Source organism: Nocardia sp. CA-120079 (genome assembly GCF_050955745.1).
In the GTDB taxonomy this organism is placed as follows: domain Bacteria; phylum Actinomycetota; class Actinomycetes; order Mycobacteriales; family Mycobacteriaceae; genus Nocardia.
The window spans coordinates 94,547-107,978 of record NZ_CP192088.1 but is presented as its reverse complement, the minus strand read 5'-3'; the positions used below and the strand labels follow the sequence as shown (position 1 = coordinate 107,978).

The window sequence follows — 13,432 nt, the reverse complement described above, 5'->3', positions numbered from 1 at the left end:
CGGTGCACCTCGAACCGCACACCCGGTCATCGGGTGTGCGGTTCTGTTTTCAGGCACCGAGTCCGACCGGACAGCTGACGCCGGTGGCGTGCACGGGGCAGTAGCCACCGGGGTTCTTGGCCAGATACTGCTGGTGGTAGCTCTCGGCGTAGAAGAACTCGGGCAGCGCCCGCAGCGGATCCGTGCCGCCCTGTCCCGGCAGTTCGGTGATCTCCGTGGTGATCTCGCCGTAGCCCGCGACAGCAAGCCGCTCACCGAAGGTCTGCGCGGTGCTGCGTGCGAGCCGCGCCTGCGCCGCGTCGACGGTGAAGAGCGCCGAGCGGTATTGGGTGCCGCGATCGTTGCCCTGCCGCATGCCCTGGGTCGGATCATGGTTCTCCCAGAATCGGCGCAGCACACCGGCGTAGTCGATGACGTTCGGATCGAAGACGATCAGCACCGCCTCGGCGTGGCCGGTGCGCCCACTGCAGACCTCTTCGTAGGTCGGGTTGCGGGTATAGCCCCCGACGTACCCGACCGCGGTCGTGAAGACACCGTCGAGTTGCCAGAACTCCTGTTCCGCACCCCAGAAACAGCCCATGGCCACCACCGCGACCTGCAGACCCTCCGGAAACGGCGGATGGATCGGCCGACCGTTCACATAATGGCTCTCCGGGACCGGTATCGGGTCGAGACGACCGGGCAGCGCTTGCTCCGACGTCACCATCACCGGCTCGGGAAGACGGACCCGTCCGACTAGTTCGTCGTACCAGGACATGGTGCTCATCCGCCTCTCCGCGTATTCAGGCCTACGAGTCGAGTGCCGCACGACCTGAATCTCAGGTCCTGCGTGGGGTGCCCAGCCGACTTTCGGACGTGCCCGGCGAGTTACCCATGTATTCACGAAATCAGTCGTACCGTCAGTTGTCCAGCGCACTGCGCAGGTTGCCCCGGCGGAATGTAGGGGCAAGGAGCGCGGTTGCAAACGAGCGGGTGTACGAATGATGGTTGAGTGCGTTCGAGACGGCGGGCGCACCCGGCCCGACATTAGGAAGGGACATCGTGGCTGAGTACACGTTGCCAGATCTGGATTATGACTACAGCGCCCTGGAGCCCCATATCTCCGGGCAGATCAACGAGATTCATCATTCCAAGCACCACGCTGCCTATGTCGCCGGCGTCAACACCGCGCTGGAGAAGCTCGAGGCCGCACGCGAGGCGGGCGACCACGGCGCGATCTTCCTGAACGAAAAGAACCTGGCCTTCCACCTGGGCGGGCACGTCAACCACTCGATCTGGTGGAAGAACCTCTCCCCCAACGGTGGTGACAAGCCGACCGGCGAGCTGGCCGCCGCGATCGACGACCAGTTCGGTTCGTTCGACAAGTTCCGCGCACAGTTCACCGCAGCGGCCAACGGCCTGCAGGGCTCCGGCTGGGCGGTGCTCGGCTATGACACCCTCGGCCAGAAGCTGCTGACCTTCCAGCTCTACGACCAGCAGGCCAACGTGCCGCTGGGCATCATCCCGCTGCTGCAGGTCGACATGTGGGAGCACGCCTTCTACCTGCAGTACAAGAACGTCAAGGCGGACTACGTGACCGCGTTCTGGAACGTCGTCAATTGGGAGGACGTGCAGGAGCGCTTTGCGCGCGCCGTCGGCCAGGCCAAGGGCCTCATCTTCGGCTGAGCTTTTCCCGCCTGCGAGCCCGCGAACCGACCGGTTCGCGGGCTCGTTGCGTTCGTCGTGTCCGATTAGCACTCTTTGGTACTTGTGTGCCAACTGAGTTTTGGCGCATCCTCGAGAATCCACAGTTCGAGGACGGGCAAAGCCGCCCCCGGTTCGATCACGGGAGGCATCATGCATACGAACGGACCCATCGGCATCACGCCGTTCCAGGCCCGCGGATCGCTGCGGGGATTCGTCATCTCCGGACGTTGGCCCGACACCACCAAGGAATGGGCGCAGGTACTCGTGCTCGCCGTGCGGGTGGCCTCGTATCCGGGCCTGCTGACCACCTCGACCGTCTTCGGTGTGCGCGAGGAGCTACCGGACGATCCGGCGCCGGGCACCGTCGGGCTGGTCCTCGCCGAGGGACCGGTGCTGGGCGACCAGGCACTGGAACCCGGCCGGTTCGCCGATCATGTGCCGCCGGCGCTGTTGATGTTGCACCCGCCCTCGGAAACCCGGCCGTCGCTGCCGGAATGCGTCGGGGTGGCATCGGGCTGTGTGCTCCTACCCGGCGTTCCGCATCTGGGATTGGAGCATCGGGCGGCGTGGGCGGAGGCCGAATCCGACGGCACCGTCACCTCTTTGGTGAGCCGGGTCGGACTGGATCCGATCAGCGATCCGGATACCGCGGTGCTGGCCATGCTCCTGGCCGCCTGAACCACTCTTCGCCTGGCCCGCTGCGCCGAGCGAGCCGCTGCAATCGGACGGCGTCCTCGGGGTTGAGCTGTCCGGTGCTGAGCAAACGCGGATAGCAGGTCGCGACCGGGTTGCGCTGATTGCCAAGGGCTAGCTCACTTCTGGATAAGCGCGTGCTGCCGGACCAGTCAGGACACCCGAAACTCGATAGTTGGATCGCCAAACTTATTGTGCGCATTGCGATTTCGATTACAACGGCTTGGCGTGAGTATGGCTGCGGGGGTACAGTCGATCACAGCGAAGGGGAGTAGCCCGCAATCGCGCTGTCGACATACTGGTCCGCCGCCCCACGAGGGCGCGGACCCGGCTGCGTGAACCGGCGTAGAACCGGTGGGCGAGACCTTCGGCCGAGACAACCATTTCGTTGTCGGCCGGAGGCGTAACCCGATCTCCCGGCCGGCAGGCCGGAGCCCGGGAGTGCAGACCACATGATCGCGACGATATTGCTCAGCGTCGGAATCGTCTTTCTCGCCGAGTTGGGTGACAAGTCCCAGCTGATGGCGTTGACGTTCGCGCTGCGCTACCGCTGGTGGGTGGTGCTCGGCGGCATCGCGAGCGCGAGTGCGGCGGTGCATCTGATCTCGGTCGGTGTCGGCTATTTCGTCGGTGCCGCGCTGCCCACCCGGGCCATCACACTGGTCGCCGCGCTCACCTTCCTGGCCGTCGGCCTGTGGACCCTGCGCGAACATTTCGGCAGCGATGATGCCCAGGCCGAACCCAAGCCGCCGCGTTCGACCACCGCGCCGTTCCTCGTGGTTCTCTCGGCCTTCCTGCTCGCCGAACTCGGCGACCGGACCATGTTCGCCACCGCGGCCCTGGCCACCGACAACAGCTGGATCGGCGTCTGGATCGGCTCCACCATCGGCATGGTCGCCGCCGACGCGCTCGCCATCGCAGCGGGCATCCTGGTCGGCAAACATCTCCCGGAACATGTCATCGGCATCTGCTCCGGCCTGCTGTTCCTCTACTTCGGCACCGCGAGCCTGCTCGCCGCCGCCCTCCCCGACCTAGGCATACTCACCGGCGGCGCAGTCGCCACCCTCGCCCCAGCCACCGCAGGCATTGCCCTGCTGATTCGATCGCGGCGCGCACGCCGAATTTCCGAACGCGCCCCACTGGCCGAGCCCGCCGAAGAGCTGCGCTGACCAGGCACTGCTGCTCGCAGCAACTCGGCCACAGCAGCCAGCCTCTATAGGAGAAGTCTCGGGCACGGCACCGCGCCGAAGCGGATCGACATCCAGGGCGGGTCCACGCTGCTTGTCTTTGGACATCATCGGCCCAGGCCGCATGCCGCCGAGCGTCACAAGTAGCGGTCAGTCCGCTGCAGCTGGGCCCATACTTCCGACTTACGCAGCATCGCCTCGCCGTCCAGATCACCGCTAGCGCGCAGTTCGGCACACGTCCCGAACGACCCGGCACCAGAAGCCGACAGATGCACTCATCGGTCACTCTCTGGGCTAGTCGTCTCGACTCGCTTGCCCTTGGACATCATCGGCCCGAACCGCATGCCGCCGAGCGCCGCAAGTGGGGCCAACCGTGGAGCCTCGGCCTGCTGCCGCTCAGGCGCGTACTTCGGACTGCCGCGGCATCGCCTCGCCGTACAGATCACCGCTGCGGCGCACCAGGTCGAGTAGGGGTTCGCGCAGTGCCCGGAGGCCGGGGAGGTCGTCGACGGCTACGCGGGCGGTGACCATGGCGCTGACGGCGGCGGCGAGGGTTTGGCAGGCGAAGCGCTGTTGGTCGGTGCGGGCGTCGAGGACGTCGGCGATCATGGCGACGAATGATTCCTGCAATTGAGCGCGGCGGGCGACCGCCTTCGAACCCACCGCGTAGACCTCGACGAGGTAGAGGCGGGCGTATGCGGGCTCGGCGATGAGCCCGTCGAAATAGGCCTCGAGGATGCGGCCCATCCGATCGGGATCGGCCGGGTCGGCGGCATCCCGCGGATCACCGCTCATCGCATTCGCGATATTCGCGATCAGCAGTTCGACGGCCCGCTCGTAGGCGGCTTCGAAACAATCCTCCTTGGAACGGAATTGCTCGTAGAAGGTCTCCCGCGAAACCCCGGCCCGCTTCAGGATGACCGCGACCGAGGTCCCGACGTATCCGTTCTCGACCATGGCCTCGGCCATCGCGCTCAGGATCCGCTCGCGCTGCGAGGCGATCACCTCCTCCCGCGGCAGGCCGTGCCGCCCCCGTGGGAGTTGGCGTGCGCTGCTTGCGGATTCGGTCATTCAGTGGCTCCGAGGGTCGGGCGGGCGATGTCCGGCCACGCCGGTCGCTCCATTTTGCGGGGTCGGGCCGGTTGGTCGGTGGTGAAGGGTGCCTCTTCGGTGCGCGCGATCTCCAACGCCCGTGCCACCCCGCGCCGCAGCGCGATATCGATGACCCGCTGGGCGATCGGCCGGAAAGGCAGCGCCACCGCCACCCACCACGGCGATACCACCTGACGTTTGCGCCGGGCGATGGCGCGCTCGACCACATCGATCGCGGGTCCGAGCGGTGCGATTCCCGACACCGTTGACCGGCCGAGAATGGCCCGCGCTGCGGCGGTGCCGAAGCCGCGCGCGGTCATATCGGTATCGAGTTCGGCGAAATACGCGACCCCGACCTTCGCGCCGGTGTGCCTGACCTCGTGCCGCAATGTATTGCCGAGCGCCTCCACCCCCGCCTTCGACGCGCTGTATGCCCCGACCAGCGGCAGATTCACCGCGGCCGCCAGCGAAGAGATGACCAGCGCATACCCGTCCGGATGACAGATGTGCGGTCCAGCGGCACGCAGCGTGTAGTAGACGCCGAGCACATTGACCGCCAGCGTCTCCTCCATGACCGTCGGATCCCCGCCCAGCAGCGGCAATTGTTTGGCAATCCCCGCATTGGCCACCACCACATCCAGCCCGCCGAGTTCGGTGACCAGCGTGCTCACCACGCGCTCCACCTGCCGGTGATCGGCGATATCGCAATAGCGCCACGGCGCGTCCCCGCATTCGTGCGCCACCTCCGCGAGCAGATCCGCCTCCAGCCCGAGCAGCGCTACCTTCGCCCCTTTCGCGTGCAACTGCCGCGCCAGCGCGGCGCCGATGCCGCGCGCCGCGCCGGTGATCAGAATCCGGCGCCCGGCTATGGGCGCGGCGGAAAACACGCGATGCTGCATAGCTGCGACGATACCAGCCGCGAACATATATGTTCGCAAATAATTTGCCGTTTATCCGACAGTGCTATGTAGGGCGGGCGTCGGGTGCGAGGGAGCCGTGATCGGCCTCTCATACGGCACCGGTTAGGGTGCAATTGACGAAGGGCCAACTGGCTGTCACGAACGAGAGGACCATCGTGGAGATTTCGGGTTCCGCCGCCATCATCACCGGAGGCGCATCCGGCCTCGGCGCCGCCACTGCCAAGCGTTTCGCCGATCTGGGCGCAACCGTCTTCGGACTCGACGTACCCCAATCCATCGAGCGCGCCGGGGACAACGTGCCCGACGGTGTCACCCTCATCCCCGCCGACGTCACCAGCAACGACGAGGTCGCCGCCGCCGTCGCGCAGGTCGTCGATTCCGGTGCGCCGCTGCGCATCGTGGTCAACTGCGCCGGTGTCGGATGGGCCGGACGCATCCTGTCCAAGAACGGCCCGCACGACCTGGAACTGTTCCGCACCGTCATCACCGTCAACCTGCTCGGCACCTTCAATGTGATGCGCCTGGCCGCCGACGCGATCGCCAAGACCGACACCGTCGACGAATACGGCCAGCGCGGCGTGATCATCAACACCGCCTCGGTCGCCGCCTTCGAAGGCCAGATCGGCCAGATCGCGTACTCGGCCTCCAAGGGCGGCGTGCACGGCATGACCGTCCCGGCCGCGCGTGACCTGGCCCAGTTCGGCATCCGCGTGAACACCATCGCCCCCGGCATCATCGACACCCCGATGCTCGCCGGTGTCACCGAGGAGTACCGCAAGGGCCTCGAGGCCGGTGTGCCGTTCCCGTCGCGCCTGGGCCGACCGGACGAGTACGCGCAGCTGTCGCAGTACATCGTCGAGCACGACTACCTCAACGGCGAGACCATCCGCATGGATGGCGCCCTGCGCATGGCTCCCCGCTAATAGCCTGCGTCGCAAGGCAACCAAGCCCCGTCATCCACTGGATGGCGGGGCGTTTTTCGGCTGTCAGAGGGTCGGTTTGTGGCCGATGCCGAGGAATGCCGTGGTGGACAGGGGTTTGTTCGGGCGGTAGTTGACGGCGAGGTAGGCGCGCATCAGGGCAACGCGTTCGGCCCATACCTGCTCCCCGACCGTGCGGCGCATCAGCAGCAGTGGGGCGCTGCTGCGCACCATGGTCTCCCACATCTCGTCGGAGTCGGCGAAAGCGATCGTGCTGGTATGGCGTTGGATGCTCACCCCGGCGAAGCCCGCGGTGCGCATCTCGGTCGCGAAGACCTCGGGATTTTCCAGGTTGAGAAAGTCGGGCTGGGGTTCGGAGATGGTCGGATCGGCGGCGGCGAAGGCGCCGAACATCATTCGCATGAGCGTCGATTCGGCCACCGGCGCCCAACTCGACACCACGGCGGTAGCACCGGGACGCAGTACCCGGAACAATTCCGCGAAGCCCTTGGCCCGATCCGGGAAGAACATCAGCCCGAACATCGAGAAACCGGCGTCGAAGCTGTCGTCGTCGAACGGCAGCGCCTGACCGTCCCCCACCCGCGTTTCGATATTGGTCAGCCCAGCTGCGCTGGCATCCTCGGCGAGTCGCTGGATCATCGGCTCGGAGAAGTCGATGGCCGATACCTGTGCCACTCGTTCGGCGGCGGGCAGACTCAGCGTGCCCGGCCCGGCCGCGACATCGACCACATGTGATTCGGCGGAAAGACCGGCCAGTTCTAGTGCGCGAGCGGAGAAGGGCGCCATGATCGCGGGTCCGAATTCGGCATATCCGTCGGCGACGAGATCCCACGGTTCGGCGGCGGCAAGCGGGTTACCAGACATCAGCTGACGATCCTTTCGACCGTCAAAGGCTAACCGGGCAGCACCCCCGGAACCTACCAACTCCGGCCGATCACGCTGTGCGCCAAGCGGATCAGATCTTGCGTTCGAAGGTGACCAGGTGATGGCCCGGTCCGTTGTAATCACGCACCGGCCCGGCGACGGTGAAGCCCAGATGCCGGTGGAAGCCGATCGACGCGTCATTGCCGGGCGCGGTGATCGCCTTCACGATGTGTCGGTCATCGGCCCTGGCGATCGCGAAGAACCGCTCGTACAGCTCGCGCGCGAGGCCGCTCTTGCGGGACTGCGGGTCGACGCCGACGAAGTGGATGTAGGCCTCATCGGATTCCGACGGCGAGAGGAAGCCGATCAGGAATCCGGCCAGCCATTCGGTCGGCTCCCGCCATCCGGCGCCGGGCACCTCGGCGACCAGGCTGGTTCGGTAGAAATGATCGAGGAACAACCTGGGCAGGTGCGGTAACACCGAGCGTCCCCACCAGTCATCGATGACGGTGGCGATGGCGTCGTAGTCATCGGCACGTGCGGCCCGGATGACCGGCCCGTTCGGATTCGGCACGTTAGCTAGCCCGCCTCCCCGCGTATTCAAGCCAGATCAAGTGCCACGATAGTCGCGTTGGCGGGTCGTCGCAGACCTGGTGAGCGGCTCACACAGGTTGGATGGAACCTATGTGAGCCGCTCACTGGTTTATGTGTCCCTATTCTTGGCGGGTCGACCTTCAGAGCGTGCGGGTCAGGCGCTCGGTGAGGATCTGGGCGAAGCGGGCCGGATCCTTCAGTTCGCCGCCCTCGGCGAGAACCGCTGTGCCGTAGAGCAATTCGGCGGTCTCGGTGAGCTCGGGAACCTTACCCGCGTCGGCGTCGTCCCGGCGGGTGTCGTAGGCGTCACGCAGACCGGTGACCAGCGGGTGGGTCGGGTTGAGCTCGAGGATCCGCTTGGACTCGGGCACCAGCTGACCGGAGGCGCGGTACATGCGCTCCAGCATCGGGGTGAAGTCGAAGACATCACCGACGAGGCAGGCCGGCGAGGTGGTGAGCCGGTTGGTCAGGCGCACCTCCTTGACGTTGTCCAGATTCTTGCCGAGCCAGGCGAGCAGTTCGGCGAAGTCCTTGTCCTGCTGTTCACGCAGCGATTCGGTGGCCTTCTTCTCCTCCTCGGTCTCCAGATCGACCTCGCCCTTGGCGATGGACTGCAACGGCTTACCGTCGAATTCGGTGACCGAACCGACCCACATCTCGTCGACCGGATCGGTCAGGATCAGCACCTCGCGGCCCTTGGCCTTGAAGGCCTCCATATGCGGAGAGCTTTCGACTTGCTGCCGGGTCTCACCGGTCATGTAGTAGATGGCGTCCTGACCGTCCTGCATCCGCTCGACGTAGGCCGCGAGGGAGGTCAGCTCTTCCTCGGAGTTGGTCGAGGCGAACGAGGAGACCTGCAGCAGCGTCTCGCGGTTGTCGAAGTCCGAGAGCAGGCCCTCCTTGAGGACGCGCCCGAACTCCTTCCAGAACGTCTGGTATTTCTCCTGATCCTGCGCACCCTGCAGTTCCTTGACCGTCGAGAGCACCTTCTTCACCAGGCGCTTGCGGATCATCTGGATCTGCCGGTCCTGCTGCAGGATCTCGCGGGAGACATTGAGCGACAGGTCCTGCGCGTCCACCACACCCTTGACGAAGCGCAGGTACTCCGGCATGAGCTCTTCGCAGTTGTCCATGATGAACACCCGCTTGACGTAGAGCTGGACACCGCGCTTGTGCTCGCGGGTGAACAGGTCGAACGGCGCCTGCGAGGGAATGAACAGCAGTGCTTGGTACTCGAAGGTGCCCTCGGCCTTCATCGGGATGATCTCCAGCGGATCGTCCCAGCCGTGGCTGACGTGCTTGTAGAACTCCTTGTACTCCTCGTCGCTGACCTCGCTCTTCGGACGAGTCCACAGCGCCTTCATGGAATTGAGGGTCTGCTCCTCGAGAATCGTCTTCTCGGTCTTCTCCTCGCCCTCACCCTCGGTGACGGTCCGCTCGACCTGCATGCGGATCGGCCAGGCGATGAAGTCCGAGTACTTCTTGACGATCTCGCGGAGCTTCCACTCCAGGGTGTAATCGAAGAGGTGATCGTCCTCGTCGGGGGTCTTGAGATGCAGCGATACGGCGGTGCCCTGCGGGGCCTCGTCGAGGGTTTCGATGGTGTAGGTCGAGCTGCCCGCGGCCGACTCCCAGCGGGTGCCCTCGGTCTCGCCCGCCTTGCGGGTGGTGAGGGTGACCTTGTCGGCGACCATGAAGGTCGAATAGAAGCCGATGCCGAACTGGCCGATCAGCTCCTCGGCGGCGGCCTCGGATTTCGCCTCGTTCAGTTTCTTGCGCAGCTCCGCGGTGCCTGATTTGGCCAGTGTGCCGATCAGATCGACCACCTCGGCGCGGGACATGCCGATGCCGTTATCCCTGACGGTCAGGATCCGGTTGTCCTTGTCGACCTCCAGCTCGATATGTAGATCGGCGGTGTCGACGTGCAGATCCTTATCGCGGAAGGACTCCAGCCGCAGCTTGTCCAGCGCGTCGGAAGCGTTCGAGATCAGCTCCCGCAGGAACGTGTCCTTGTTGGAGTAGACCGAATGGATCATCAGCTCGAGCAGCTGATGGGTTTCTGCCTGGAACTCGAGTTGTTCGACGTGCTCTGTCACGTCGCGATGGTACCGCCACGCCTATCCGACATCCGCCGACATCTGCCCGAAGTCGGCCAGACCGGGCACCTCGATGTCGGCGCGGTGGGGGTCATCCGCCCGTGTGGGCCGGGGATGCATCCATTCGCGCAGCACCATGGTGGCCCGCACATCGTCCTCGTTGTACTCGAGCAGCCGGATGCGCTGACTCAGCTCGGGTTCGCCCTCGTAGCCGACGGCCAGCCGATACCAGCTCATCGACGCCTCGCCGCCCGCCTCGGGATCGCGCCAGGAGAACCCGGCCACCGGCGCGATCTTCTTGAGCCCCTTGCCGTTCGGGCAGATGAATTGATCGGAGACGGCCTGGAACATATCCACCCACTGTGGTCCGTCGACGAAGGCGCGCACCTGATCGACCGTGGGCACCCCGGGCTTACCCGCGAACCGGCGCGCCGATTCGTAGAGCCACTTGTCCTCGGCCGTGCGCGAATAGCAGTAGGCGGCAAAGGTTTTCCCGGCCGCGACGGCCTCGGCACGCACCGTCATCAGCCAGGTCCAGAATTCGCCGAAAGAGCGGCCCTCGTCCTCGGTGGGCAACGGATCCCAGGTGACGAACGGGCGGTACACGCCGTCGAGGAGTGTGCCCCACAGGTATGCGCCGTACTCCTGGAAGCTCTCCAGATCGACATCCACCTCGACATCGGCCCGGCGCACCCAGACCCGCTCGACCCGGCGCACCAGCGGCGCACCCGCGAGCCAAGCGCGGGCTGTCACCACGGCCTCGTCGAACGGGCCGTGCTGCCAGTCCTCCGGATCGTCGCCCACCCAGGCGGCCAGATCGTCGATCGTCTCGACGCCGTGTCCGCGCAGCACCTCCGCGCGGGAACCGGGCGCGACCAGGCTCACGTCCCGGTGCTCGGCCAGCCAGCCCTCGCAGCTGTGACCCGCGACCTGCGTCTCATCGGCGGGCGCCTTGCGCGTCCACCACGGGCACTGGCGGCATTCGGGCACCTTCGACGGAACCGTCGGCAATTCCCCGCGCACCACCGCGATTCGATCGGCATAGCGCCGGTCGTAATCGGCGAGCAGCGGGCCGAGATCGTGTACCAGGATGCGGTCGAAGTGGTAGCCGATCACGCCGCCGACCAGCGCCGGACTAGCCAGACCATGCCGCTGCAGCATGCGGTACAGATGTGCGAGCCGCTGTTGATCGCGGGGCTGCTGGCGCAGTTTGCGATGCGGATCAGGTTGCGGATCCCAGTGATACGGATCCGAGGTGATCGGGTGGAAATCGGCCGGTTCGGGCTGGCGCGGATCGGTGACCTTGTGATTGACCACGATGACCGGGATGTAGCCCCCGCGATCGCGGTCGAGCAGCAGGATCTCCGAACCGCCGCGGCGGCCGGTATCCGGTTCCTGCGGCAGCAGTCCGCCCCAGATGTGTTGTGCGCCTTCGGCACACGCGCGCATGGTGGCCGTGGCCCGCTCCCCCGCACGCAGCGTCGGATCGATCACCACCCAGTTGCCCGGATCCGCGGCGATCAGCGCCTCACGCACCCGGGTGCGATGCGCGGTAGCGGCCTCCCGGCGCTGACGGACCCCGGCATCCTCGACCACCCCGGTCAGCAGGTTCGGATGCGCGGCATTCAAATGCAATCGGTGCCGACACCCGATCAATGCCCTGGCATCGACGAATGCGCTCGGCTCCGCGGGCATCGACGCAGCACTCACCTCGGCCTGCCGCTCGTCGGCTACGCCTTCGTGATTGCGACCGTCGCGGTCACCGCTGCCCGAATACACATACGCAGTATGGTCCAGACCCCTGACAACTCTGTGAGCCGCATGACGCGACCTACTGCGGGACTGGTGAAAGGTGGTCGGGGGCATCCAATGATTCGCCTATCAACCGGACCCGCTCCGACCGAGTCTTCAGAGCGCCGTTCGCGGCCGAGTCGTCGAAGCGCATGCACCGCGGGCGCGAGTCTCAACGGCACCGCGAGCGACTGCTCGCAGGTCGTGACAGGGTCGGCGGCGAGACATCGGGGGAGGCGAGCACACAGCGCCGTAGGCGCGACAATATGACACAGGCTAGGGTACTTGCGACACATGTGGGGCATGGGCGGACGAGCGTTCCCCGACGTCGTACTGCCAGTGGCGAACGAGCATCACGGAGGGCCTTCGATGGGGTTGTTCACGAAGCGCAAGCGGCGGCCGAGCCGCAGGGCCGAGGCGAAGGCCCTCAAGCACAAGGCGGCCATGGAGGCGAAACTCGGCGCCAGGAACGACCGCAAGGCTCGCCGAGCGGAGGCCCGCACCCAGGCCAAGGTTGCCAAGGCGCAGATCGCCACCTTGCAAGCCGAGGAGAAGGCCGCACTGAAGGTGGCCGCCAAGGCCGAGCGGGATCCGTTCACCGCGAGCCAGGTCCGCAAGTACCTCGGTGTCGCCCGGGTGCTCGTGCCCGTACTCGCACCGCTGGCCTATCGCGCCGCGACCTACATCCGCGGCCGGATCGATACCCGCCGGGCGCATCAGCTGGGCATCGGCGTCGAACAGCTCGGTGATTTCAGCGGCCACGGCGGTCGGCTGCAGGCGCGGATCTCCAATACCGAAGCCGCTCTCGACAAAATCGGCACGCAGTCCGGCGACAAGGCGGGCAAGGGGGAGACCCAGAAATTCGTCACCGCCACCCAGGATCGACTCGGCAATCTGACCGCCGCGATTCGGACCGCGGAGCAGATGCCCGCACCGCGTCGCCGCGCCGTACACGCGTCGATCTCGAGCGAGCTGTCCGGTATCGAGGCCGACGTCTTGGCGCGCCTCGGCGTCAGCTGATCCATCCGATGTCTACCGGCCAGCCCTCCGGCAGCCCGCGTGGCTGTCTGGTCGGCGGCATGGTCGGTGCGCTCGCCATCACCGCGCACGGTGCGGCCGGTGGCGGATTTCCGGATTCGGCCGAATCCACACTGCTGCTGATTGTTTCGGCATTGACGGGTTTGGCCGCAGGACGGCTGCACCGGGGCACCATCGGGCATTGGGCCGTGCTCGGTCCGCTCACGCTCGGACAATTCGCCGGACATGCGGTGCTATCCGGGCTGATCGACCACACCCACAGCCACAGCGCCGTACCGCAACTCGCCCCATTTCTGCCCACGGGCTGGATGTTGTCGGCGCACTTGATCGCGACGCTCGGCTGCGCCGCACTGATCCTGCTGGCCGAGCGGCTCTATGCGTTGGCGTCCAGCGTCATTCGCGCCGTTTCCCCAGCCGGATCACCGCTGGCGGTCAACCGCACGCTCCGCTGGTCCGATCCGATTCTGCGGCACTACCGCTTTCATCCGAACGGCGCGATCGGTCCGCGCGCGCCACCGGTGTCGGCCTGA

The 13,432-nt window shown here is 66.1% G+C and carries 13 protein-coding genes; 6 read left to right on the top strand and 7 right to left on the bottom strand.

Annotated features, from left to right (window positions below; translation table 11 throughout):
* Positions 1-49: 49 nt before the first annotated feature.
* Positions 50-757: a peptide-methionine (S)-S-oxide reductase MsrA gene (gene msrA, locus ACQPYR_RS00515; protein ID WP_433635424.1), complete on the bottom strand. Its 708-nt coding sequence runs from the start codon at positions 755-757 to the stop codon at positions 50-52.
* Between the two features lie 284 nt (positions 758-1,041).
* Between msrA and ACQPYR_RS00510 the strand changes: the two genes are divergently transcribed.
* From ACQPYR_RS00510 to ACQPYR_RS00500, 3 genes are all read left to right on the top strand, one after another.
* Positions 1,042-1,665, top strand: coding sequence for a superoxide dismutase (locus tag ACQPYR_RS00510; RefSeq protein ID WP_063044086.1), 624 nt, complete (start codon positions 1,042-1,044; stop codon positions 1,663-1,665).
* A gap of 171 nt (positions 1,666-1,836) precedes the next feature.
* Positions 1,837-2,364, top strand: a complete 528-nt coding sequence (locus ACQPYR_RS00505; RefSeq protein ID WP_040685718.1) for a hypothetical protein — start codon at positions 1,837-1,839, stop codon at positions 2,362-2,364.
* A 467-nt stretch (positions 2,365-2,831) separates the two neighbouring features.
* Complete coding sequence (locus tag ACQPYR_RS00500) at positions 2,832-3,548, top strand: TMEM165/GDT1 family protein (RefSeq protein ID WP_433626244.1); 717 nt, start codon at positions 2,832-2,834, stop codon at positions 3,546-3,548.
* A gap of 414 nt (positions 3,549-3,962) precedes the next feature.
* On the opposite strand, the gene ACQPYR_RS00495 is transcribed toward ACQPYR_RS00500, so the two are convergent.
* Both ACQPYR_RS00495 and ACQPYR_RS00490 read right to left on the bottom strand, forming a co-directional pair.
* Positions 3,963-4,637, bottom strand: a complete 675-nt coding sequence (locus tag ACQPYR_RS00495; RefSeq protein ID WP_433626242.1) for a TetR/AcrR family transcriptional regulator — start codon at positions 4,635-4,637, stop codon at positions 3,963-3,965.
* Entirely contained in the window at positions 4,634-5,557 is a 924-nt protein-coding gene (locus ACQPYR_RS00490) for an SDR family NAD(P)-dependent oxidoreductase (RefSeq protein WP_433626239.1), read from the bottom strand. Before ACQPYR_RS00490 ends, ACQPYR_RS00495 begins: the two co-directional genes overlap by 4 nt.
* A 176-nt stretch (positions 5,558-5,733) precedes the next feature.
* Here ACQPYR_RS00490 and ACQPYR_RS00485 point away from each other — a divergent pair, with 176 nt between their 5' ends.
* The gene (locus ACQPYR_RS00485; protein ID WP_063044096.1) at positions 5,734-6,501 is read left to right on the top strand and encodes an SDR family NAD(P)-dependent oxidoreductase; all 768 of its coding nucleotides are present in this window, start codon (positions 5,734-5,736) and stop codon (positions 6,499-6,501) included.
* Between the two features lie 63 nt (positions 6,502-6,564).
* On the opposite strand, the gene ACQPYR_RS00480 is transcribed toward ACQPYR_RS00485, so the two are convergent.
* The 4 genes from ACQPYR_RS00480 to ACQPYR_RS00465 all read right to left on the bottom strand — a co-directional run bounded on the left by ACQPYR_RS00480 (position 6,565) and on the right by ACQPYR_RS00465 (position 11,768).
* On the bottom strand, positions 6,565-7,383 hold the full coding sequence (locus ACQPYR_RS00480) for a methyltransferase domain-containing protein (protein WP_433626237.1): 819 nt from the start codon (positions 7,381-7,383) through the stop codon (positions 6,565-6,567).
* A 91-nt stretch (positions 7,384-7,474) separates the two neighbouring features.
* On the bottom strand, positions 7,475-7,957 hold the full coding sequence (locus tag ACQPYR_RS00475; RefSeq protein WP_433626234.1) for an N-acetyltransferase family protein: 483 nt from the start codon (positions 7,955-7,957) through the stop codon (positions 7,475-7,477).
* Between the two features lie 160 nt (positions 7,958-8,117).
* Complete coding sequence (gene htpG / locus ACQPYR_RS00470; protein WP_433626231.1) at positions 8,118-10,073, bottom strand: molecular chaperone HtpG; 1,956 nt, start codon at positions 10,071-10,073, stop codon at positions 8,118-8,120.
* A 21-nt stretch (positions 10,074-10,094) separates the two neighbouring features.
* Positions 10,095-11,768: a TM0106 family RecB-like putative nuclease gene (locus ACQPYR_RS00465; RefSeq protein WP_433635423.1), complete on the bottom strand. Its 1,674-nt coding sequence runs from the start codon at positions 11,766-11,768 to the stop codon at positions 10,095-10,097.
* Between the two features lie 465 nt (positions 11,769-12,233).
* Between ACQPYR_RS00465 and ACQPYR_RS00460 the strand changes: the two genes are divergently transcribed.
* Together ACQPYR_RS00460 and ACQPYR_RS00455 are read left to right on the top strand one after the other, a co-directional pair.
* Entirely contained in the window at positions 12,234-12,884 is a 651-nt protein-coding gene (locus ACQPYR_RS00460; protein WP_433626228.1) for a DUF6474 family protein, read from the top strand.
* A gap of 8 nt (positions 12,885-12,892) precedes the next feature.
* On the top strand, positions 12,893-13,432 hold the full coding sequence (locus ACQPYR_RS00455) for a hypothetical protein (RefSeq protein ID WP_433626226.1): 540 nt from the start codon (positions 12,893-12,895) through the stop codon (positions 13,430-13,432).

What these genes read in the sequence shown, in the direction of transcription:
- msrA (WP_433635424.1), bottom strand. Translation starts at nt 757, where the DNA reads ATGTCCTGGTACGACGAACTAGTCGGACGGGTCCGTCTTCCCGAGCCG.
- ACQPYR_RS00505 (WP_040685718.1), top strand. Translation starts at nt 1,837, where the DNA reads ATGCATACGAACGGACCCATCGGCATCACGCCGTTCCAGGCCCGCGGA.
- ACQPYR_RS00500 (WP_433626244.1), top strand. Translation starts at nt 2,832, where the DNA reads ATGATCGCGACGATATTGCTCAGCGTCGGAATCGTCTTTCTCGCCGAG.
- ACQPYR_RS00495 (WP_433626242.1), bottom strand. Translation starts at nt 4,637, where the DNA reads ATGACCGAATCCGCAAGCAGCGCACGCCAACTCCCACGGGGGCGGCAC.
- ACQPYR_RS00490 (WP_433626239.1), bottom strand. Translation starts at nt 5,557, where the DNA reads ATGCAGCATCGCGTGTTTTCCGCCGCGCCCATAGCCGGGCGCCGGATT.
- ACQPYR_RS00480 (WP_433626237.1), bottom strand. Translation starts at nt 7,383, where the DNA reads ATGTCTGGTAACCCGCTTGCCGCCGCCGAACCGTGGGATCTCGTCGCC.
- ACQPYR_RS00465 (WP_433635423.1), bottom strand. Translation starts at nt 11,768, where the DNA reads ATGCCCGCGGAGCCGAGCGCATTCGTCGATGCCAGGGCATTGATCGGG.
- ACQPYR_RS00460 (WP_433626228.1), top strand. Translation starts at nt 12,234, where the DNA reads ATGGGGTTGTTCACGAAGCGCAAGCGGCGGCCGAGCCGCAGGGCCGAG.
- ACQPYR_RS00455 (WP_433626226.1), top strand. Translation starts at nt 12,893, where the DNA reads ATGTCTACCGGCCAGCCCTCCGGCAGCCCGCGTGGCTGTCTGGTCGGC.